27 protein-coding genes are annotated in these 20,391 nt (G+C 65.9%); 6 read left to right on the forward strand and 21 right to left on the reverse strand.

Translation table 11 applies throughout. The features are described 5' to 3' along the window. Position 1 precedes the first annotated feature (1 nt). Positions 2 to 403: a GreA/GreB family elongation factor gene (locus FHW64_RS01315; RefSeq protein WP_184522340.1), complete on the reverse strand. Its 402-nt coding sequence runs from the start codon at positions 401 to 403 to the stop codon at positions 2 to 4. A 274-nt stretch (positions 404 to 677) separates the two neighbouring features. On the opposite strand from FHW64_RS01315, the gene FHW64_RS01320 reads away from it, so the two are divergent. Beyond that, on the forward strand, positions 678 to 3,824 hold the full coding sequence (locus FHW64_RS01320) for an adenylate/guanylate cyclase domain-containing protein (protein ID WP_184522342.1): 3,147 nt from the start codon (positions 678 to 680) through the stop codon (positions 3,822 to 3,824). A 4-nt stretch (positions 3,825 to 3,828) separates the two neighbouring features. On the opposite strand, the gene FHW64_RS01325 is transcribed toward FHW64_RS01320, so the two are convergent. From FHW64_RS01325 to FHW64_RS01345, 5 genes are all read right to left on the reverse strand, one after another. Continuing rightward, entirely contained in the window at positions 3,829 to 4,839 is a 1,011-nt protein-coding gene (locus tag FHW64_RS01325; RefSeq protein ID WP_184522344.1) for a tripartite tricarboxylate transporter substrate binding protein, read from the reverse strand. A gap of 40 nt (positions 4,840 to 4,879) precedes the next feature. Then, complete coding sequence (locus FHW64_RS01330; RefSeq protein WP_184522346.1) at positions 4,880 to 5,857, reverse strand: hydroxymethylglutaryl-CoA lyase; 978 nt, start codon at positions 5,855 to 5,857, stop codon at positions 4,880 to 4,882. Continuing rightward, a complete protein-coding gene (locus FHW64_RS01335; RefSeq protein ID WP_260303599.1) occupies positions 5,854 to 7,104 on the reverse strand; it encodes a CaiB/BaiF CoA-transferase family protein in 1,251 nt (416 codons plus the stop codon). The genes FHW64_RS01330 and FHW64_RS01335 overlap by 4 nt, the downstream gene beginning before the upstream one ends. A gap of 131 nt (positions 7,105 to 7,235) precedes the next feature. Beyond that, entirely contained in the window at positions 7,236 to 7,763 is a 528-nt protein-coding gene (locus tag FHW64_RS01340) for a hypothetical protein (protein WP_184522350.1), read from the reverse strand. Beyond that, positions 7,706 to 8,245: a hypothetical protein gene (locus tag FHW64_RS01345; RefSeq protein ID WP_184522352.1), complete on the reverse strand. Its 540-nt coding sequence runs from the start codon at positions 8,243 to 8,245 to the stop codon at positions 7,706 to 7,708. Before FHW64_RS01345 ends, FHW64_RS01340 begins: the two co-directional genes overlap by 58 nt. Positions 8,246 to 8,458: 213 nt before the next feature. Here FHW64_RS01345 and FHW64_RS01350 point away from each other — a divergent pair, with 213 nt between their 5' ends. Continuing rightward, a complete protein-coding gene (locus FHW64_RS01350; RefSeq protein ID WP_184522354.1) occupies positions 8,459 to 9,382 on the forward strand; it encodes a LysR family transcriptional regulator in 924 nt (307 codons plus the stop codon). A gap of 146 nt (positions 9,383 to 9,528) precedes the next feature. Here FHW64_RS01350 and FHW64_RS01355 read toward each other — a convergent pair whose 3' ends face one another. Genes FHW64_RS01355 through FHW64_RS01370 form a run of 4 tightly spaced genes read right to left on the reverse strand, consistent with a single transcriptional unit; the run spans position 9,529 to position 11,490 of the window. Further along, positions 9,529 to 9,717, reverse strand: coding sequence for a hypothetical protein (locus tag FHW64_RS01355; protein ID WP_184522356.1), 189 nt, complete (start codon positions 9,715 to 9,717; stop codon positions 9,529 to 9,531). Next, on the reverse strand, positions 9,714 to 10,124 hold the full coding sequence (locus FHW64_RS01360) for a hypothetical protein (protein WP_184522358.1): 411 nt from the start codon (positions 10,122 to 10,124) through the stop codon (positions 9,714 to 9,716). Before FHW64_RS01360 ends, FHW64_RS01355 begins: the two co-directional genes overlap by 4 nt. Next, positions 10,121 to 11,293, reverse strand: coding sequence for a hypothetical protein (locus FHW64_RS01365; RefSeq protein ID WP_184522360.1), 1,173 nt, complete (start codon positions 11,291 to 11,293; stop codon positions 10,121 to 10,123). Before FHW64_RS01365 ends, FHW64_RS01360 begins: the two co-directional genes overlap by 4 nt. Beyond that, complete coding sequence (locus FHW64_RS01370; RefSeq protein ID WP_184522361.1) at positions 11,290 to 11,490, reverse strand: hypothetical protein; 201 nt, start codon at positions 11,488 to 11,490, stop codon at positions 11,290 to 11,292. The genes FHW64_RS01365 and FHW64_RS01370 overlap by 4 nt, the downstream gene beginning before the upstream one ends. Positions 11,491 to 11,677: 187 nt before the next feature. Between FHW64_RS01370 and FHW64_RS01375 the strand changes: the two genes are divergently transcribed. The 4 genes from FHW64_RS01375 (at position 11,678) to FHW64_RS01390 (ending at position 13,500) form a co-directional block, all read left to right on the forward strand. Beyond that, complete coding sequence (locus FHW64_RS01375; RefSeq protein WP_184522363.1) at positions 11,678 to 12,274, forward strand: NYN domain-containing protein; 597 nt, start codon at positions 11,678 to 11,680, stop codon at positions 12,272 to 12,274. Between the two features lie 47 nt (positions 12,275 to 12,321). Next, positions 12,322 to 12,459 carry a hypothetical protein gene (locus FHW64_RS01380; RefSeq protein ID WP_184522365.1) on the forward strand — a complete coding sequence of 46 codons (138 nt, stop codon included), beginning with the start codon at positions 12,322 to 12,324 and terminating at the stop codon, positions 12,457 to 12,459. Positions 12,460 to 12,710: 251 nt separating this feature from the next. After that, entirely contained in the window at positions 12,711 to 13,148 is a 438-nt protein-coding gene (locus FHW64_RS01385; protein WP_184522367.1) for a hypothetical protein, read from the forward strand. Next, positions 13,138 to 13,500: a hypothetical protein gene (locus tag FHW64_RS01390; RefSeq protein WP_184522369.1), complete on the forward strand. Its 363-nt coding sequence runs from the start codon at positions 13,138 to 13,140 to the stop codon at positions 13,498 to 13,500. The genes FHW64_RS01385 and FHW64_RS01390 overlap by 11 nt, the downstream gene beginning before the upstream one ends. 80 nt (positions 13,501 to 13,580) lie before the next feature. On the opposite strand, the gene FHW64_RS01395 is transcribed toward FHW64_RS01390, so the two are convergent. The 11 genes from FHW64_RS01395 to FHW64_RS01445 all read right to left on the reverse strand — a co-directional run bounded on the left by FHW64_RS01395 (position 13,581) and on the right by FHW64_RS01445 (position 20,391). Further along, positions 13,581 to 13,832: a hypothetical protein gene (locus FHW64_RS01395; protein ID WP_184522371.1), complete on the reverse strand. Its 252-nt coding sequence runs from the start codon at positions 13,830 to 13,832 to the stop codon at positions 13,581 to 13,583. A gap of 160 nt (positions 13,833 to 13,992) precedes the next feature. Beyond that, positions 13,993 to 14,241 (reverse strand): HNH endonuclease, encoded by a 249-nt coding sequence (locus FHW64_RS01400; protein WP_184522373.1) that lies wholly within the window; start codon positions 14,239 to 14,241, stop codon positions 13,993 to 13,995. A gap of 107 nt (positions 14,242 to 14,348) precedes the next feature. Then, complete coding sequence (locus FHW64_RS01405) at positions 14,349 to 14,714, reverse strand: hypothetical protein (protein ID WP_184522375.1); 366 nt, start codon at positions 14,712 to 14,714, stop codon at positions 14,349 to 14,351. An 84-nt stretch (positions 14,715 to 14,798) separates the two neighbouring features. Next, the gene (locus FHW64_RS01410; RefSeq protein WP_184522376.1) at positions 14,799 to 15,194 is read right to left on the reverse strand and encodes a single-stranded DNA-binding protein; all 396 of its coding nucleotides are present in this window, start codon (positions 15,192 to 15,194) and stop codon (positions 14,799 to 14,801) included. Between the two features lie 405 nt (positions 15,195 to 15,599). Next, positions 15,600 to 16,934 (reverse strand): AAA family ATPase, encoded by a 1,335-nt coding sequence (locus tag FHW64_RS01415; RefSeq protein ID WP_184522378.1) that lies wholly within the window; start codon positions 16,932 to 16,934, stop codon positions 15,600 to 15,602. Continuing rightward, entirely contained in the window at positions 16,931 to 17,395 is a 465-nt protein-coding gene (locus FHW64_RS01420) for a CHC2 zinc finger domain-containing protein (RefSeq protein ID WP_221210178.1), read from the reverse strand. The genes FHW64_RS01415 and FHW64_RS01420 overlap by 4 nt, the downstream gene beginning before the upstream one ends. Beyond that, positions 17,395 to 17,856 (reverse strand): hypothetical protein, encoded by a 462-nt coding sequence (locus tag FHW64_RS01425; protein WP_184522382.1) that lies wholly within the window; start codon positions 17,854 to 17,856, stop codon positions 17,395 to 17,397. The genes FHW64_RS01420 and FHW64_RS01425 overlap by 1 nt, the downstream gene beginning before the upstream one ends. Continuing rightward, positions 17,853 to 17,999 carry a hypothetical protein gene (locus FHW64_RS01430; RefSeq protein WP_184522384.1) on the reverse strand — a complete coding sequence of 49 codons (147 nt, stop codon included), beginning with the start codon at positions 17,997 to 17,999 and terminating at the stop codon, positions 17,853 to 17,855. The genes FHW64_RS01425 and FHW64_RS01430 overlap by 4 nt, the downstream gene beginning before the upstream one ends. 92 nt (positions 18,000 to 18,091) lie before the next feature. Next, positions 18,092 to 18,439, reverse strand: coding sequence for an AlpA family transcriptional regulator (locus FHW64_RS01435; protein WP_184522386.1), 348 nt, complete (start codon positions 18,437 to 18,439; stop codon positions 18,092 to 18,094). Between the two features lie 78 nt (positions 18,440 to 18,517). Continuing rightward, positions 18,518 to 19,150: a hypothetical protein gene (locus tag FHW64_RS01440; protein ID WP_184522388.1), complete on the reverse strand. Its 633-nt coding sequence runs from the start codon at positions 19,148 to 19,150 to the stop codon at positions 18,518 to 18,520. Next, positions 19,147 to 20,391: a phage integrase central domain-containing protein gene (locus tag FHW64_RS01445; RefSeq protein ID WP_184522390.1), complete on the reverse strand. Its 1,245-nt coding sequence runs from the start codon at positions 20,389 to 20,391 to the stop codon at positions 19,147 to 19,149. Before FHW64_RS01445 ends, FHW64_RS01440 begins: the two co-directional genes overlap by 4 nt.

A 20,391-nucleotide genomic window follows, 5' to 3' on the forward strand; every position in this document is an offset into this window, starting at 1 on the left:
CTCAGAGGGTGTATTCGCCGCTGGCTTCCGGCTGGTAGAGGATCTCCTCCACCCGCGCGCTGCGCTCGTCGCCGCCGGGCGTCTTCCAGTGCGCCACAGCGCCGAGGCGAAGCCCGATCAGCCCCATGCCGACCGGCGAGAGCACCGAGAGAAAGCCCTTCGCAGGATCGGCTTCCGGCGGATAGCAAAGCGTCATCTGGTCGCGCTGGCCGGTGCGCGTGTCCACGAGCGTGATCTTCGAATTCATGGTCACGATATCGGCCGGCACTTCGCGCGAGCGCATCACTTCGGCAAAGTCGAGCAGCGACTCGAGCGCCGGATGCGACCTGGCGTCCTGCAGCTTGCTGAGGCGGACGTGATCGAGTTCGGTGAGCACGCGCTCGCCGTGAATGGTTGCGGTCATGAAAAAACTCTCCAGTCGAATGCGGCCGCTTTGAAGATGGCGGCCGCTGTCGCGCGGGGCAGGAGCCCGGCGATCGATGGTTGCGCTAAAGAGGGGGAAGTGGAGATCGCCGGGCGGAGGAGGGTGCGGCCGGCTGGCGCGTTCCCGCCATGCCGGCGAGCGTCGCGGCGGCGTGCAGATTGGCGTGGAGCGGGGCGGGAAAGCGCATAGGCGCGGATTGTAGGCCGCCCCCGCAGAGCATACGAAGTGAGCAAGGCTAGGGGAGAATCACCGGATGCCTTGTGCAGCATGCGGGTTCGAAGCCGACGCCACGTTCGCCTTCTGTCCGAAGTGCGGACAGCGTCTCGAGGTGGCGGCTCCCGAGCCCGAATCGGACCGCCGCCCGGTCACGGTCATGTTTGCCGATCTGTCGGGCTTCACCTCGCTGAGCGAATCGCTGGACCCCGAAGTCGTGCGAGCGCTGCAGACAGAGCTCTTCGCGGAGATGTCTTCGAGCATCCAGCGGCTCGACGGCTTCGTCGAGAAATATGTCGGCGATGCGGTGATGGCGGTGTTCGGCGCACCGGTCGCGCATGACGAAGACCCGGTGCGCGCGGTGAGTGCGGCACTGCTGATGCACGAGCGGATCGCCGCGCTGAGCGCACGCTGGCAGGCGCGTATCGGCCGACCTTTGGCCTTGCACATCGGCATCAACACGGGGCCTGTGGTGGCTGGGCGCATCGGTTCCACTCCCACTGCCACCTATGCCGTGACCGGCGACACCGTGAACGCGGCGGCTCGCCTTCAGTCTGCAGCGGGCGCGGGCGAGACGTTCGTAAGCCGCTCGACCTGGTTGCTCACGCAGCACGCCTTCGGCTTCGAGGAGATGCCGCCGCTGCCGCTCAAGGGCAAGAGCCAGCCGGTCATCGCATACCGCCTCGGTACGGCGCTCACGACACCGCTGGCCGCGCGCGGATTGCAGGCGCATGGCCTCGCGACACCGCTCGTCGGCCGGGACGCGGACCTCGACGCGCTGGTCTGTGCCTTCGAGGCGATGCGGGCCGGGCAGTGCCAGCTTGTCAGCGTCGTCGCCGAGGCGGGCACCGGCAAGAGCCGGCTCGTGGCGGAGTTCATGGCGCAACTGCGCGCCTACGGCAGGCTCGATGGCGTAGCGGTGCGCAACGCCGCCTGCTCTTCGCTCGGCGAGCGGACCTACGGCGTGCCGGCAGCGCTGCTGCGCGATGCCTATGGCCTCTCGGAGCGGCAAGAGGTGGGCGAAGCACAGCGCAAGATCGCCGCCGCACTCGCGGACCTTGGCGTTGACGCGCAGTTGTGCGAACAGGTCGCGTCCTACCTCGGCTACGTGCTGGGCCTGGAAGGCGACGATTCGCGCACGCGCTATCTCGACCCGGAACAACTGAAGCGGCAGATCCTTTCCGCGGTGCTCTCGGTCATCCAGCGCCGACTCCAGCGCGAGCCGGTGATGATGATCGTCGAAGACCTTCACTGGGCCGATGCAGCATCGCTCGACGTGCTGCGCTATCTGCTCGACCAGTTGGGCGGCAAGCCCTTCATGCTGCTGGTGACGCACCGGCCGGTGCCGGAAGTGGGCGTGCTGGCCGGCGGGGCCGCGGCCCATACGCGGATCGCGCTGGAGCCGCTTTCGCGCTCATGCAGCGCAACCTTGCTCGATGGCCTGTTCGGCAGTTCGCGCCGCACGCTGCCGGATGAACTGCGCATGCGCATCGTCGAGCACGCGGGCGGCAATCCGCTTTTCATCGAAGAGATGGTGCGCGCATTGATCGCCGACGGCGTGCTGCGCCAGCAGGCGGGCACCTGGATCTACAGCCAGGGCGCTTCGGCCGAGCACGTGCCGCTGACGATCCATGGCCTGCTGCTGGGCCGCATCGACCGCCTGGCGGTGCCTGTGCGTCAGACGCTGCGCGAAGCGGCCGTGATCGGCCCTGTCTTCACCGAGGCACTGCTTCGTGATGTCGCGACCGCCCGCGCACGGGCATTGACCGATGCGCTCGATTCGCTCGTTGAAGCCGGCCTGCTGTCATTGGCCGCGCCTTCGATCAGTGCGCCTGCCTTGCAGGACCGCCAATTCCGCTTCCGGCACGGCCTGTTCCAGGAGGTGGCCTACGAGACGCTGCTCATGAGCCGCCGCACCGAACTGCACACCCGCATCGGCGAAGGGCTGGAGCGCCTGTGCGGCGGCGCGCCCCGGAACCTGGAGGAACTGCAGGCGCTGGCGCATCACTTCCGCCTCGGCGCGGACAAGTCGCGTGCGGTGCACTATCTCGTCGCGGCGGGCGACTGGGCGCGCAACAGCTATGCGAACGCCGATGCCATCCGCCACTACGAATTCGCGCTGGAGACGCTTGAACAGGCCGGTAGTGCGGATGCCGGACAACCTCTACAGATCCGCGAGCGCCTCGCCGATGTGCTTGCGCCAGCCGGACGGATCGCGGATGCGACGGCGCATCTCGAAGCTGTGCGCGAGGGACATGCGCGCACCGGCGACCGCATTGCACAGGCACGCGTGCTGCGCAAGATCGCCGCCTTGCGCTGGGAAGTCGGCCTGCGCGACGAAGCTCGCCAATGCCTGGAGGCCGGGCTGGCACTCATGAACGAAGCGGCGCCGCACCCCGAGCTGGCGTGGCTCTTCCAGAAGCGGGGCGAGCTGGCGTTCCGCAGCGGCGACAGTCACGATGCGCTGGCGTGGACGCAGCGCGCACTCGCGCATGTCCGGGGCCTCGACGCGTCGAGCGACGAGCCGGCGGGACTTCACGGGAGCCGCGCGGCAGTCGCGCTGGCGCTCAACTTCCAGGGCGTCGCGCTGGCGCGGCTGGACCGGCTCGACGAGGCCGTCGAGCGGCTGGAGCAGAGCATCGACGTGGCGCGTGCCGCCGATCTGCCGCAGGTGGAATGCCGGGCGCTGTCGAACCTTGGCGTGCTCTACAGCTCCAGCGATCCACAGCGCGCCATCGATGCCTGCGAGCGCGGCTTGCAGACCGCCCACCGCATCGGTGACCTGGGCCTGCAGTCGCGCTTGTCGGCCAACCTTGCGGTTGCCTACTGCACATTGACCAACCGCTGCGACGAGCGCGGCATGGTCGCGGCGCACGACGCGATCCGCATCGACCGGAGCACCGGGCAGCTCGATCACCTGGCGGTCTCGCTCGTCGTGCTGGCGCAGATCTACCAGTGCCATGGCGATCCGCTGCGCGCGCTGCGCTACTACAAGGAAGCGCTGGTGCTGGCCGAGAAGTCGGGCGAGCCGCAGCTGCTCTTTCCTTGCTACGACGGTCTCGCCACGCTGCACCTCGATCTGGACAAGGGAGAGGAGGCCGAGCGCTACATGGCGTTGGCCGGCGACATCTGCGAGCGCGCTGGGCTTGACCCAGATGCGCTGGTCGTCCTGCCGTTCCTGGCCTAGCGCCTCAGTCGGCCTCGATGCCGGTTGCCTTCACCACTTCGGCCCACTGTGCCGTCTGCGCCTTGACCGCGTCCGCGAACTGCTGCGGTGGCATGTAGTCGGCCACCGCGCCTTGCTCCAGCGCCTTCTGCTTGAACGCGGGCGAGGCAACCACCTTCGCGATCTCGGTGGTCAGTTTGTCGATGATCGGCTTCGGCGTCTTGGCCGGCGCGAAGACGCCGAACCACGAAGTCGCATCCAGCTTCGGCAGGCCGGCCTCGGCGGTGGTCGGCACGTCAGGCAGGCTCGGCAGACGGGTCTTGCCGGTGGTCGCGAGCACGCGGAGCTTGCCCGACTGGATGTGCGGCACGAAGGGCGGCGCGGTGCCGAAGGTCAGGTCGACGGTGCCGCCGAGCAGGTCCTGCAGCGCGGGCCCGGTGCCTTTGTACGGCACGTGCGTGAGCTTGATGCCGGCCTGCTGTTCGAGCATCGCGCCGGTCGCATGCTGCAACGAGCCGTTGCCCGACGAGGCGTAGTTGAGCTTGCCCGGATGGGCCTTGGCGTAGGCGACGAGTTCGGCCATGTTCTTGATCGGCAGGTCGGCGCGGATCACCACGATCTGCGGCGCCGACAGCACATTCGCGACCGGCGTGAGGTCGCTCGCCTGCCATTGCATGGGCTGCTTTGTGACGAGCGGTGTAATGACGTGGTAGCCCGAGTACTGCATCAGCAGCGTATAGCCATCGGGCTCGGCACGCTTGACCGCCATCGCCGCGATCGCGCCGTTGGCGCCGCCCTTGTTGTCGACGACGACGGTCTTGCCCAGCGCGGTGCCGAGGTCCACGCCGAGCATGCGCGCCGCGATGTCGGTGGTGCCGCCTGCGGCGGTGGGCACCAGCAGCATGATCGGGTGGCTCGGGTAGCCGCTGGCTGCGTTCTGCGCGTGCAGCGGGCCTGCGAGCACGAGCGCCATCGCGCCGAGGGCGCCCGTCGTGATGGCGCGACGCGTGAAGCGTTGGGTGGTTGTCGAGGTCATGGGATGTCTCCTTGTTTCGTATGCGTGTAAAAAACGGGGTTCAGCGTGCGAGTGCGCGGTCTCGCCAGATCTGGAAATCCTTCGGCGGCTGATGCAGATCGAGGCGCTGACCGGCCTTGGCGATCTGACTTGGAATGTCGTGTCCGATCAGCGCGGGCAGGCGGTGCGCCGCGTCGAGCAGCGCTTTCAGGTCGCAGCCGGTGTCGAAGTCCATGAGTTCGAGCGCGTGCACGATTTCCTCGGTGCAGACGTTGCCGCTCGCGCCCGGCGCGTAGGGGCAGCCGCCGAGGCCACCCAGAGAAGCATCGAAGCGATCCGCGCCGGCTTCGATCGAAGCGAGCACGTTCGCGAGCCCCATGCCGCGCGTGTTGTGGAAGTGCAGGGTGGTTTCGAGCGACCCGAAGCGGCTTCGAAAGTCGCGCACCAGCGCAGACACCTGCGTCGGATAGGCCATGCCGGTGGTGTCGCACAGCGTGATGCCGCGCGCGCCGGCTTCGGCAAAGCGCGAGGCCCAGTCGAACACCACCTGCGGATCGACGTCGCCTTCCATGGGGCAGCCGAACACGCAGGACAGCGATACGTTCACAGGCACCTCGGCCTGCCGCGCAAGGGCCATGACTTGGCTGAGTGCGTTGAAGGACTGCAGGGGCGTCATGCGCAGGTTGGCGATGTTGTGCGTTTCGCTGCACGACATCACGAGGTTGAGTTCGTCTGCCTTTGCGTCGATCGCGCGCTCTGCGCCGCGAACGTTGGGGACGAGGCAGGTATAGACGATGCCGGGCTTGCGCTGGATCTCGCGCAGCACGATCTCCGCATCGCGCAGCGCAGGGATGGCCTGCGGCGACACGAAAGCGGTCGCCTCGATCTTCGCGAGGCCTGCGTCCGAGAGCGCATCGATCAGTGCGATCTTGTCGGCGGTCGCGACATAGGCGGCCTCGTTCTGCAGTCCGTCGCGCGGGCCGACTTCCTGCATGTGTATGCGGCGGCGCGCGCCGGTCCAGACATCTTGCGTGCTCATGCGACGGCTCCCTTCTCGCGCAGCGCCGCAATGTCGCCGGAGGCCAGTCCCAGTTCACCGAGAACGCTGTCGGTGTCGCCGCCCAGGTGCGGCGCTGCGCTGCGCACGGAGCCCGGCGTGAGCGACAGCTTGGGCACGATCCCCGGCACGTCGATCTCTCGGCCGTCGCGCGTGGTCTGGCGCAGGATCATGTCGCGGGCGCGGTAGTGCGGGTCTTCGTGGATGTCCTTGGCGGTGTAGACGCGGCCGGCCGGAACGCGCGCTTCGCCGAGCGACGCGAGCACGTCGGAGATGGTGCGCGTCTGTGTCCAATCGCCGATCGCGGCATCGAGTTCGTCGACGCGTGCCGCGCGACCCGCATTGCTCTGCAGATCGGGCGCGCTGCCGAGTTCAGGGCGGCCGATCACGTCCATCAGGCGGCGGAAGATGCTGTCGCCGTTGCCCGCGATCAGCACGTAGCCGTCGGCACAGCGGTAGGCGTTCGAAGGCGCGATGCCGGGCAGGGCGCTGCCGGCCGCCTCGCGCACCGCGCCGAACGCGCTGTATTCGGGGATGAGGCTTTCCATCACGTTGAACACCGCCTCGTGCAGTGCGACGTCGATGACTTGCCCTGGCCCACCGTGCATCGCGCGGTGATAGAGCGCCATCAGCACGCCGATCGTGCCGTGCAGCGCGGCCAGCGTGTCGCCAATGGAAATGCCGGTGCGTACCGGCACGCGGCCGGGTTCGCCGGTCAGGTGGCGCAGGCCGCCCATCGCCTCGCCGATCGCACCGAAGCCGGGCAGGTCGCGATAGGGGCCGGTCTGGCCGTAGCCCGAGATGCGCAGCATCACCAGGCGCGGGTTGAGCGCATGCAGCGTTTCCCAGCCCAGGCCCCAGCCTTCGAGCGTTCCGGGGCGGAAGTTCTCGATCAGCACATCGGCCTCGGCGATCAGCCGGCGCGCAATGTCCTGGCCTTCGGCGGCGCGGAGGTCGAGCGCGATCGAGCGCTTGTTGCGAGACTGCACCTGCCACCAGACGGAGGTGCCGTCCTGCAGCATCCGCCAGTTGCGAAGCGGATCGCCGCCGCTCGCACCGGGGCGGGCCGGATCGGCAGGCGGTTCGATCTTGATGACGTCCGCGCCGAACTCGCCGAGCGTCTTGCCGCAGAACGGGCCGGCGATGAGCTGGCCCATTTCGATCACGCGCAGTCCGCTGAGCGCGCCCTGGATCGTCGCGGTGCCGGGTTGGGTGTGTGGTGCTTGCATGTGCATCGTCCGTGAGGGTGCACGGATGATGCGGAGGGGCGCCTGGGCTGCAAAGCGTTCATTGGCGAGGCTGCCATCGCGAAACGCGATGGCAGGCTGCGGGGCCGAAGCCCCGGGTGCCCGGTCGGGCGCTAGCGTCCTGCTTCAGCGTCCGATTTCAGGCCTTTGAATGGTGCGAGCTCCCGTGCCCTTTGCTTCAAGGCCTTCGCAAGCCGGAATGGCGCACCGAGCCGCTCCACGCCTGAGTACATGGACTCGTCCCATGTCCGCGGATTTCGTTTGGACAGCCCACGCATGAACCTGACCTTGGCGGTGTCCCAGAAGACGGATTCACCGATCGGGCGCGGCTTCAACCCGAGTTTGCGCAGGCAGTAGTTGGCCTGATGGACGCGTGCGCGATCTTCCATGTCCGACATCGTGTAGTTGATCGACATGCTGACCGACACCGCGTCGCCGTTCTGAATCTTGTGCGCGGCCAGCGGCGGATGATGAAGCGCCATGCCGGGCGTCAGGGCGAAATCCGTTCCCTTGCTGGCCAGGTCGTCGCGATAGCGGCCCGCCAGGGGGTTGTGGCGGTAGAAGTCCTCGATCTCCTCGATCGTCAGCGTCTGCAGCCCTGGCGGATAGAGCCGTACATTCTTTTCGCCTTCGATCTGCATGAGAAGTTGGTTTCATGATCGAAGTGATACGGCACGCTGAGCGCTGGCGCGTTCATGAAGATCGACATGCTGCCCCAGGTCATCTGCGAGCGGATCGGCTGGCCGATGAGTCGCTCGATATCCGCGAAGAGCTGGTCGAGCAATTGCCCGTATTGCGGCACCACCTTGTCGATGTGATGCAGCGCCAGCCACCGGCCGTTGTTGCCGATGTTGAGGATGCTCTCGCGCAGGATGCGTTTCAGCTCGGGCTTCGGAAGCGATCTTTCGCTGAACGCAAAATAGCGCTGGTAGTCGGGATAGTCGAACACATGTTCCGAAAGATCGGCCAGATGCTCGATCCTGAAGAGCGGGTGACCCTGCAGGTTGTGCCTGAAAGCGAAGGCGCTCTCGTTCAGCTTCTTCCAAGGCTCTCGGTCGTTCTGATCGATGAGATTGGGCGGCGCGCTCGGGCGAGCTCCCAAGGACACAGGGGATTGAAGCATGACACTCCTCTTCCTTCTTGCAACCTTTCGGCTGCAGCTGTTGTTATGTCAAGTGATCAGAGAGTAATACCAAGGTTTGCAGTATTACCTATGGATTCCCCTGAGAGATGACAAATTGGTGAAATGCCACTTCGCCCGTGCCGCAAAGCGCCCTTGGACCCGCCGCCATCGCGAAATGCGATGGCGGCGGCGGGCAGGTGTGTAATGCGGTGCATGAAGCTCGACCCCGTCTCGTTGCGTCTTTTCGTTGCCGTCATGGAAGAGGGCAGCATCGCGGCAGCCGCGAACCGCGAACACATCGCGCCGGCCGCGGCCAGCAAACGGATGAGCGAGCTTGAGAGCGCGTTGGCAACGAGGCTTTTCGAGCGCAGCAACCGCGGTACGCGATCCACGCCCGCTGCGCACGCACTGCTCGGGCTTGCGCGCAACGTGCTCAATGGGCTCGACGACATCGCCGAGCAGATGGCCGGCTTCGGCACCGGGCTGCGCGGGCATGTACGCGTGTTCGCGAACATCTCGGCAATCACGCAGTTCCTGCCCGACGACCTGCGCAGCTTCATGGCAGCGGCCCCGATGGTGCAGGTCCATCTGCAGGAACGCATCAGCACCGCCATTGCACGCGCCGTGGCCGACAGCACCGCGGACATCGGCATCCTCAACGCCGGCGATTACGGCGATTCGCTGACCTTCCTGCCTTACTGCGCCGACGAACTGGTGCTGCTGGTGCCGCGCGGCCATGCACTGGCGCGCCGGCGGAGGGTGCGGTTTCGCGAGGCGCTCGCGTACGAATTCGTCGGCGCGCATCCGGGCAGTGCGGTCAACGCGATGCTGCACCGGGCTGCGAACGAGGCCGGTCTGCCACTTCGGCTCCGCATCCAGGTCAGCGCCTACGACGCCATGGCGGTGATGGTCGCCGCGGGCCTGGGCGTGGGCGTGCTGCCCCGACTGAGCGCGAGGCTCTATGTGTCATCGCTGGGGATCCGGACCGTGTCGCTCGATGAACCCTGGGCGCACCGTCAGTTGGTGCTGGCCGTGCGCTCGATCGAAGCGTTGTCGCCGGCCGCACGCATGTTGGCGGACCATCTTGGCGATGCGTCGCGGAGGGGAGTGGAGGAGCCGCCGGATGGGGCGCCGTGATGTGGAGCGGGCGAAGGGAATCGAAAGATGAGCTACAGCGCGCGCCACTCCTGTAACCTTTGATTCGAGCAGCGATTTACGCCCCCACCAACGCCCCCAAAAAGCCTTTCTCGGCCCCAAAAAACATGGGGCGAGGTCGTCTCATCTTAGCGACGCCGGGGATCGGGGTCGGTGCGACTGGCGCGGGCCTTCGTCAGCTCGGCATCGCGCTCGCGCTGCCGGCGTAGAACCTCGACGGCAAAGCTGCGAGCGCCGGCAAGGTCGTTCGATTTCACCAGCCGGGCGAGCGCGAGGCTTTCGCGCACCGAGCTGGGAGGTCTGCCGCGCATGCTCATGACAGGCTCGCTTCGAGGGTGCCCGCTCGCCCGAGTGCCCGAGCCGCCACGGCGCGCGCACTGGCGACGGCGGCGCGAGCCTGCGCGATCAGCGCCGGGGTCTCGGGCAGTGCAGCCGGGCCGCGCTGGTGCTGCTTGCGGTCGTGGCCTTCGAGGGCGTCGCCGATCAGGTCGGCGAGCGTTTCCACCTGGACGGCGCTGAAGCCGCTGCTCTTGCGTTCGCCGCGCGTCGCGAGCTGGCGCACCGAGCGGGGCACGAGAATGCCCCTTGCCACGAGCTGCGCGAGATCAGGGCGGCGGGTGCTCACGCGAACAGGCGAACCCCCGCCCGGCAGTGGCACGAGGAAATCCTCGCCGTCGCGGGTCACGGCGAGCCCGCCGAGATCGCGGGTGCAGTAGCCGTTCATGGTCCGACCTCCTGCGGCGTGATCACCTGCACAGCGCCCGCAGCGGCGAGCCCCCAATTGACCGGCCACGTCCCGCGCAGCGAGCTGCTATTCGACTGCCAGAGCGAGCGCGCGGGCGCGCCCGTATCGAGCGTTCCGACCGGGCCGGTAACGCCATTGGTGTACGGCGTGCCGTCCTGCTCGACGAGGGAAGCCTCGGTGCTCGCCTCGAAGCGCGGCACTTCCATCGCGAGGGTTAGGGCGCGGCAGTCAATCAGAAAGATCGTGTCGGGCGGCACCGAAAGTCCGCTCACGACCTCGATTTTCAAGATCGTGCCGTTCAGGCGCATCTCGTCGGACTGCTCGGCGAGCGACGCGGCGACCTCGGAATGCACGACCCATCGCGTCGCGGAGCTTCCGAAGCCCGCATCATGCAGGCGCGTGACTGCCGCGCGCATGTCGGCGGCGATGTCGGCAGTCCCCGGCGTGACGACACCCACCGCCTGCAATCCGGCAGGACGCACGCCGTCGGCGGGGACCGCATCGAGAAAGACGCCGTCCATCAGGCGCGCGCTGTCGGCGATCACGCTCGCACGCGCGATGCCTTCGAGTTCGTCGGGCAAGGCACTTTCGAGCATCTCGTTCGTCGTGGTCGCGAGCACGCCGACCCCGAGCGGCGCGAGTTCGAGGTTCGTCAAGGTCAGGCCGCCGACCCGGATCGGGTCGCCCTCGCGCCGGAATGTCGCGGCAAGGCTCGGCGATGTCGACGCGCGCACCGGCACCCGGATCAAGCCCCGCCCTTCGAAGGCATAGCGCGTGACGGGCAGTTGCGCGAGCACGCTCTCTTCCTGTGCGAGCAGATCGAGCAGCGAGGCGACGGTCGTGCGCAGTGCGAGCGCTCCGGCCCATGGCTCGACATCGGACATCGCGGGCAGTTGCGCCGCCCGCATGATGACCCTCAGGAGCGAGCGAACCGCGCCGGGATCATCGTCGCCGGACAGGCGCTCGGCCACGATGGCGGGGATGCTCTTGCCCGCTGCACCCGCGGCCCATGCGAGCCCGATCGAGCGCAGGACCGCGCTCTCGGTGCTGGCAGCCGAAGGGCTCGAACGCGGGAGGGCTTGCGCATGCGCGCGGTGGTTGGGCGGGTCGCGAAGCGCCTCGCGCGGGGAAAGCAGGACGGCGCTCACGGCCGCCCCCCTTGCGGATCAGCAGCGGCGGCGCGGATCGCGGCGGCGGCTTCGTCGGCGGCATCGCGCTCGCCGTCCTGCGGCTCGGCCTGCGCGAGCTTCTGACGAAGCAGCGCACCGAGGGAGGGGATGGGGGATGTCTGACCGTCGTCGTCAGCCTGCGGGCTGCGCCCGTGCGACCGGTGAATGCTCATCATGGCAAGTCCTTTCATGGAGAAAAGACCGAGCCGGATTTACTGCAAGAGCACCGGTGCCACCGTCGCGCGATCAATGGCAAGAGTAAGTCGTCGGTGCGGAAATGCAAGCAGGGCGGGTGTGAGGGCGAGATGCGGTCCTCTTGATAGCATGGCTCCCGTGCTGCTTCGTCAACAAAGGCAACCCCACATGGATCAATTCCCCCTTCCCGCGCTCGGTCGAATGATGGTCTTCATCGACGGGGAAAATCTGGTGATGCGTTACGAGGAAATGCTCAGCAAGGGCAGAACGCCAACCCACGAAGTCAAACATCAGAAAGAAGTGTTTGCTTGGTCTCATGCAGCAGTGTGGCCGAGCGCGCATGTGGTACAGCGCGCGACCTACTACACATACTTTTCCGGGAGTGACCCGGACTATGCCGCAACCGAGCGCGCCATTCGTTCACTTACCTTCGGGCAATACGCTGCGCCGGGCCAGTCCTTCACTCTGCGACTCAACAACAATCTATACCCGAGGGTTTTCCGAAAAGTGCGGGGGCAGCGCGCTGGCAAGGGAGTGGATATTCAGTTGACGATTGACTGCCTCGGTCACGCGTACAACGACAACCTCGATACGGTCTATTTGATTGCCGGTGATGGCGACTACGAGCCGCTGATTACGGAATGCCAACGCTACGGCAAGACGGTGATGGTCGCGGCACTATCAAGCGGCCTCAATGATCGACTGCCGAGAGTTGCTGACCAATTCATCGACTTGGACGGACGCTTCTTTGATCCTGTCCCGTAGCCGGAACGGCTCGACCCGAGCGTCGCGACGAGGGCGCGCAAGCGCGTGTGCCGCGCCTCCAGCGCTTCCACCTGGAACACGTTGCCGGGCAAACCGCAGCGAGCGCGGCGCAGTTGCGCATCGACCTCGGCGAGCCGGTCGAGCGCGTGCTCGCGGTCGAGATGCTCGTCGACAAGGCGGCTTGAATTGCGCGGGTGAAGCATGTCGATCATTCTGCTCGCCGGGTCGCGGGAATGCTCACGGCTGGCCCGTGGCGGGCGCAGGCGACGCGATCAGCGCGCGGCTAGGCAACGGGTGCGGCGACGACGTTCGCGCGCCTGTGGGCCTCCTACCAGCGTGCAAATCGACATGCCCGTTGAAGGGAGTTGACTGCGAACTCTAGATTTGGCCTTTGGATCGGCGATCTACACTCAGTCAAACTCAAACCCGAACAGCCATGCAGTTAACCGATGCTGACGACCTTGCGCCAGATGAAAGCGGGGCCACGCCTGTCCCTTCCAGAGATTCAACCGCCAAGGATGCTCTATCAGGGGTTGACCGCGCATTGCAGCTCGAGGACCTCAAAGAAGTCGGTGTGCAGAAGATGGTTCTGGACCGCCTAGACAGGGCAGAGTCACGAGTCCGTCGAGCAGAGTCAATGGAATTCGACTACTACGCTACCCGAGAAAAACTGGTCGAGGCGAGATCCTCCCTGAAGCGACTCCAGTCGCTGGAGGTTTTGCAGGATGCAGGCTTGGCAGTTGGGTCTGCGTTACTAGGTTTCCTACCCTCGGCATGGGGTAGCTGGGGGTTGACCTTCATGGTGATCTTGGGCGCGGTTGTACTGATTGGTGGCGTACTCCTATCGAAGCGGAAGAACGACGATGCAGCTTGAACTTAGAAACTTCGCGGATGCCGGGGTACTCGACAAGGAGCGGCTGATCATTCGCGTTCTCGCGGACGTGAATATCGGCTCTTATGTGGTCTTGCGGTCCAAGACAAATGACAACGGGGGGCCGATCTCGGGCACTAAGGACGCCTACTGGTTCCCGGATGTCAAGGTGAGCAGAGGCGACTTGATCGTGCTTTATTCAAAGCGCGGTACATCAAGTAAGAAGCCTCTGGAAGGCGGCAGCGGCATGGCCCACTTCTATTACTGGAGCCAGAATTCGCCGTTCTGGGGTGCCGAGAAGGGCAATACGGCCGTTCTGATACACGCAGAGTCTTGGGCTTCCAAGTCACCTTGACCCGTGTCAACTTCGTGTGCTCTCTTGAGGGTGGCGCGATTCGAAGCAGCGCGGCCTCTCAAAAGCGCTGAATGCGCGCCTCACTGTGCGCGCTTTGGTGGTGTCAGCAAGGCATCCCAATCGGTGCCGGTCTTCGCGCTCGCGGCTCGCCTCTTGCGCTCGCGCGGACCGGGTTCAAGCTCGCGAGTGATCGCGGCTTTCTCAGTCGCCGCGAGGGCCAGGGCCGCGCGCATCTTGTCCGCGTGCTTGGCCTTCGGGTCCGCGATCACGCTGCGAAGGAAATCCATCGCGGGAGTCGGCTTCGAGGTATCGAGCTGTCGGCGTGCGGTCATGGGGGGTGCCTTTCGATCGAGGGCAGGTCAGCGGCGGTCGTGGCGGTCATTCTTGACCCCCTGCGGCGCGGTTTCAAGCCGGCGAGCCGGGCAGAAAAGAGCCTTTTTGCTCTCGGCGTGGGCAATGCACGGTTTCGCAGCGATTGCCGCCAGCTCGCGCCTAGCCCCCCGGTCGGGCGGCCTCGCCCCCCGCGAGCGCGGAGCGGGCGCGCTGTGCCGCCGACACACGAGCATGGCATTCGATGTGCAGGCATCGCAGGTTGCTAGGGTCGTTGGTTCCGCCGTCGGCAACCTGCACGATGTGGTCGAGTTCCATCGTTGCGAGGGTGATCGGGCGAGGGGCACCCCCTGCCTCGCACATGTCGCACTGACACCGGTAGCCGTCACGCACGATGAGGCGGCGGCGCATCTGTTGCAGCTTCGAGCCACGAAGGCGAGGCACCACCACCCCGGGGGGTAGATGTTCGAGCCTTCGCAGCGGCGAGCGCAGTGTCGGCAGGGAGGGGCGCAGTAGCTTCATGCCCGCAAGGATGAGCGCTCGGGGCTCGACGTGCAAACGTCGGCCTCGCCGATCTCCATGATTCGCCTGAGGTTCGTCTCTTCGTTCGCGAGGCGACGGCGGCACCGGGCAATCTCTCGTTCAATGATGCGCTTCCCGTCCTGCCTCCAATAGCCGAGAGGCATTCGATACCTGCATCCTGGGCATTTCGCTTCTCTCTCCAATCCCTCCCGCAAGCAGCACTCCCAGCTCGCCAGATCGGCGGCGAGCCGGCTGATGTAGCGCGGCCATACCGCTTTGGCTTCAGCCACCGTGGCGCACTCTCCAAGGTTTGCGATGACGCGCTGCTTTACCTTGCCGCCATCGCGATAGGTCTCGATCACCTGATAGCTCGTGCCCCGGCAACGGACGAACATTGCTTGCCTCTTGTAGTGTCAAAAGTCGAGAGAAAAGAAAGATTGGTGACACTACGCGCCATCGCCGTGCCACGTGGCTCGGATCTCGCGATGGCTGCGCTCGACGTTCCCGCGCTGCTTCGATGCGTCGCGAGCGCGGCGAACGGCACGGTCGATGTGTGCGCGTTCGTGCAGGGTCAGCAGCGCGTCGACGGTGACGCTCAGGCTCGGGAGCACTTCGCCGTCCTTCGTCCAGGTGCCGACCTTCAGCCGACCCGAGACCGAGACCGTAGCACCCGCGCCGAGCGTCATGAGCACATCGCCAGCCGAGCCGAAGGCGAAGACCGTGACGAGCCCGTGCTCGTCGTCAACACGAAGCCGGGTCATGACGTAGGCGCGACCGCTCGGGCCGGTGCGACGCTCGGGCGCACCGATCAACTTGCCGGTGACGAGTGCGGCGATGCTCATTTTTTAAGCGCTCGCAGTGTGAGACATGCCGCCAGTTGGAAGGGTTGGAACACTTTGAACGTTATGGACGTATATCGCGTGCGCGCGCGTACGTCGCAAACAGTCAAAGTGTTCCAAGTGTTCCATTTCGGCCTCTCGGCAGCGCCGACGGGTGACCGACTGCGCCCGCATCGGGGCATTGCGCCCGCATTGCGCCCGCATTTCGGCGTGCCGCAAGCCCATGCAAGCGCAGGCACCGAGCCCCAGCGAGGCGCGTGCGCCCGCATGCGCAGGGGGTATAAGGGGGATGCGAGCGGGCGCACCGTTTTCGGTGGATTTCGGCCAATCCGCGCGCACCGTCGATGCGCCTGCATGCGGGGTCACGGAACGCATGCAAAGCGTCGATGCGGGCGCAAATGCTGCGCGTCACTTCCGAACCTCCGCGAAGCCGTTTTCGGTGAGCGTCCATTGCTGGCGCGTCTTTCGCTGCCCGTCGTCGGTGTACTGCTCGATGGTGAGAAAGCCCCGTTGCTGCAATCGGCGCAGCACCGGCGCGAGCGCTTTCATGCTGCGCAATCGACGCGGCAACCCGACGCCCATCGACGTGAAGATCGCCGCCGCGTTGTTGTTGGCGGTGACGGCCGGCGAGATGCGCTGCCCGGTCTCGTGCGCTTCGGCGAAGGCGGCGAGCACTTGGTGCTCGATGTTGCGCTGCTCGATCGCCTGTACGAGCGGCCCGGCCTGCTCGACGGGCAGGATGACGCGATGCACATGGTTCCAATGGAAAGACACTCCCGCGCGCTGCTCGGCCGCATAGTTGCCCTTGACGCGCTTGAGGATGTAGGGCGCGTCGGTGCCCGCTTCGTCGTCATCATCGGCCCCGCTGCCGCTGCCGCCGCCGCCTTTCCTGTCGCGGGTCAGCTCCCATCGCGAGCGGGCCGAGTTGTGCCATGCGGTCGAGCCCGAGTAGTTCTGTCCGTCCTGGCCCGCGATGCCGCCAGCGCTGGCGCTGCGGTTGACGTGGCCGAGCAGGAGCACCGCGCCCGCCTTGTCGGGCAGCAGTCTTTGCAGTGCGCGAAAGAACGCGCGCACGACGGGCCGGGCGATCTCCGAAGCTGCGAACGTGTCGGATGCGTTGTCGACGATCAGCACCTCGATGCGCTCGGCGTGCATGTAGCCGCGCAGCGTGCCGTAGCTTGGAGCCGGCTCGCCCGTCGAGTCCCGACCCGTACCCGCGACGAACAGCTCGGGCGCTTGCAGGTCGCCCGCGTTGATGATGTGCAGCATGCCGGCGAGCGCGGCGGGCTCGATGTCGAGCGCCTTGCAATAGTTGCTGATCCGCCAGCGCAACACGTGGTCGCTGTCCTCGCACGAATAGACGGCGACGCGACGCGGCCGGCCCGCAGGCTGATCGAACAGCGCCCGGCCAGCGGCGAGGCAAATCGCAATGTAGAGCGCGAGCTGCGACTTGCCGCCCGCACCGTGTGCGGTGAGCAGCGTCACGCATCCCTCGGGCAACCACTCAGGAATGACGAAGGGCGGCGGCTCGGGCGAGGCGAGTTCGCGAAGATCGAGCGTCACGCTTTCGAGGGCTTGCCGGCCTTGGTTCTCCAGCACGACGGCGCGCTCGCTCGTGTCGTGCCCGTTGCCGCTCGTCGCTGCGGCTTCGGCCTCGGTGATCGGCGCGGCATTCGTCCTTGCCTTGTACAGAGCTGCGGCGGCGAGACCCGCATCGACACGTTCACGCGGACTCGTTTTCATGGTTTCACCTTCCACGCAATGCCGTCGACGCGGCCCGCTGAATCGAGCAAGGCGGCGCGATCCCCGTCGGTGAGCATGCCGCCGTGATGCACATAGAGCGCGCAATAAGCGATGAAGAACGCGTCTTCGGCGAGCACTTCGAGCGCGTCGCGCGGGTTGAAAGGCAAGGGACGGCGGCGCACCTGGTCGGCGTCGCGCGGGTCATCGACCCATGCGCCGAGACGCTTGGCTGCATCGACAAAGGTGCCTCCGTGAATCGCCATGTCGTAGGCCAGCACATCGCCGCCTTTTTCTTGGCAGTTCATGCAGCAGAAGCCGCCGCGTTCGATGTTGATGCGCATGCTGTCGCTGCCGCCATGGAACTCGCATCGGGTGGTGCGCCAGCGGCCCCAGCCTGTCAGGTCCAGTCCCTGCGACTCGTAGTAGGCGAGCGGGTCGGGCAGGCGAGAGCGATCGAACATCACTGTCCCGGCTTCAGGCCGCCTGCGCGCTGCACTGCCTCGGTCTCTTCCACCACACGAAGCACGCGGCGCCACCACCACGGCGGCGCATTGGCGTCCGCATCCTCATCCGGCCCGAGTTCGAAGTCAGCCTGCCAGCACAGAGCCAGCGCGCGCGCCATGCGCTCCTTCGTGAAGGGCATCAGCCGTGCGTAAACGGTCAGCAGTTCCAGATTGCCGAAGCGGCTCGACGGCAGGTGTTCCCAGAACCCGTCCCGCTGCACAACCCGCACGTGGGGCAGGCCCCAATCGGTGGGAAATTCGCTCATCTCTTCGAGGAGATAGTCGCGCGACGGATGGGCCTCGAAGAATGCTTCCCAGCGTCTGCGCGCCTGCAACATGTCGCGTTCCATGGTGCGCATGGACGATTCGCGGTCGGCCTCCCGCGCTTGGGCCAAGAGCTTTTCGAGCGGGGCGATCATGGCCGCACCTCGCGTTGTTGTTGGAGTGCAGAACGTGCTTGGCGCTCGCGTTCTGCTACTCGCTCCCTCTTGCCGAGTCGCCGCGACTTGCGCGCGGGCGGCTGCGGAAGATAATCGCGGCGATCGAGGTTGCTGCTCTGCATGGTGGTCTCCTTGATTGGCGCGATTCAGCCCGCGCCGGTTTGTGGAACTTGGAAACGCCGGGACCGGGTAAGCCGACCGGCGTTTTGTTTCGTCAGGCGGGCGCAGTCGCTTTTTCGTGCGACTTGGCACGGGCGCGAACTACGCCCTGAGATTCGGCTTGTTTGCGCAGGTGCTCGCGCACCTGCCACGCAACCCAGCGGCGATCACGCTCGCCGTGACGAATCGGAGGCGGGAAAGCACCGGCGGCGATCTTGCGATCAAGCGTCGAGACGCTGTCGCCCGTGAGCGCCTGTACCGTGGCGCTCGTCAGCAGGGCGTCATCGATGTCGAGCAAGGCAAGCGGCTGCTTGCGGTCGCTCTTGTGAAAGCGCGGGCCACCGGGCGAGGGCTGCACCGTGCCAGATTTGCGGGGGGCGTTTACGGCTTGCATCATGGGCATGCATTGAAATGCGCTGCCCGGCTTTGCGTAAGGGGGAACAATGGCCTGCGACGCGGGCCATTTTTTCCCCCTTGGAACTTAACCCTGCTTTTTTCGAGACGAGGCGGGCAAAAGCTCGCGAAGCTCTTTTGGATCAGTCACCAGAGGGCGCACGCCGCAGGCTTCGAGAATCTGAACGACGAGCTTGCGATGCCGTGGCATCCCGCCAAGGCGTTCGAATACGTCGAGCATCAGTTTGTCTCGGGGTGCTTGTTTGCGACGCCCTCGCTTTGCATCGAGAGTGCCAAGCGTCTCTTCGCGCTTCCGTAGTGCCGGAATGGCGATCACAAGCGCCATCGTGCCGAGCTTGAGGCACTCATCGAAGTCGAGCGCTGTCGTGCCGGCTGTGCGGATTCTGAGTTCCGCCATCGTGTCGGCGCTGTAGGCGTCTCGGTTGAGTGCGGGAAGCGCATCTTCAAGAGCCTTGCGATTGCGCACGACATGAGCAATTTCGTCGGCGAGCGTGCTCGGATTGCCTTTCGCGAATTCCAACCAATGACGGTACTCGCCGAGCCGCGACTTTAGCCATGGAGTGAAGTCGGATGCATCCACTTCGGGCGGCAGCATGTGCTCGATAGTGTCTGGAATCCGCTCGTCGATCCACGGCACGGGCGCATAGGTTGCCCGCTTGGATTTCGGCTCCGCCGGTCCTTCGGCGGGTGGCTTGCTCATGCCTTGCGACGTTTGAGTGGAACGACCCGACCGCCTTCGCGCAGGCGGTCAAGGTATGCGCCCCAAACGCGCATGGCCTCGATACGCTGCTTCGTCCACGTCGTTCTGTCGTAGGCGCTTCCCAGCGGATTGGCCTTGCCATGCCCGAGCAGTTCTTCGAGCACGGCTTCGGGAATGTTGTGATGCTCGGCCAGGACCGTGCGGGCCATCGCACGGAAGCCGTGCGCGGTCATCTCGTCCTTGCTGTAGCCGAGGCGTCGCAACGCGGCGTTCACCGTTCCATCGCTCATCGGGCGCTCGCCCGTGCGCTCGCTCGGAAAGACGTAGACGCCGCCGCCCGTGAGGTTTTCGAGTCGACGTAGGCACTCGATCGCCTGCGGCGAAAGTGGAATCACATGGGGCTTGCCTTGCACCTTGGCGCGCAGGGTCCGCTTCATTTCGTGACTCGGGATCGAGATCGTCTCTTTGTCGAAATTGATCCATGCCCATTGAAGCCCGCGAATATTCCCGGGCCGCTGGAAGAGCAGGGCGGAAAGCAAGAGCGCTTCCCGCGTGATGGCGCGCCCGTGGTAGCCGTGGATCGCGCGGATCAGTTCGGGCAGGCGCTCGACATCAGTCACAGCGCCGTAGCTCTTTTGAATCGGCGCACGGATGGCTCCGCGCAGGTCGACCGAAACATCCCGCTCGGCCCGCCCGGTTTGCACGGCATAGCGCAACGTCTGGCTCGCGTACTGGCGCAGCGAGGTCGCGGTCTCGTGCTTGCCCTGCGCCTCGACCACGGTCAGTGGCGCGAGCAAGATCGGCGCGGTGATTTGCGCCACCGGCATGCCGCCGATGCGAGGGAAGAGGTGTCGCGTCTGCATCGCGAGCCATTTCTCGCGGTGCGCCTCCTGCCACCCGAGAGGGTTGCGCTCGTGCAGTTCTCGCGCGATGGCCTCATAGGTTTGCACCGACGCTGTGCGAGCGCTCTCTCGCTCGACCTCGCGCTGTTGCTGCGGGTCCATGCCGTCACGAAGCAGCGCCTTCGCCTTGTCGCGAGCGGCACGTGCTTCAGCGAGCCCGCATTGCGGATAGGGGCCGATCCCATGACGGCGCTCGACGCCGGAATGGCGGTACTTCATGTACCAAAACCGGGACCCGCCCGTCGTGGTTTCGAGATACAGGCCACCGCCGTCGAAGAGCTTGCCCGGTTTGGCTGCTTGACACTGACGGGCGGTCAGAGGGGTGACGGTCTTGGGCAT

Source organism: Variovorax sp. Sphag1AA, from assembly GCF_014192575.1.
Taxonomy (GTDB): Bacteria; Pseudomonadota; Gammaproteobacteria; order Burkholderiales; family Burkholderiaceae_C; genus Variovorax.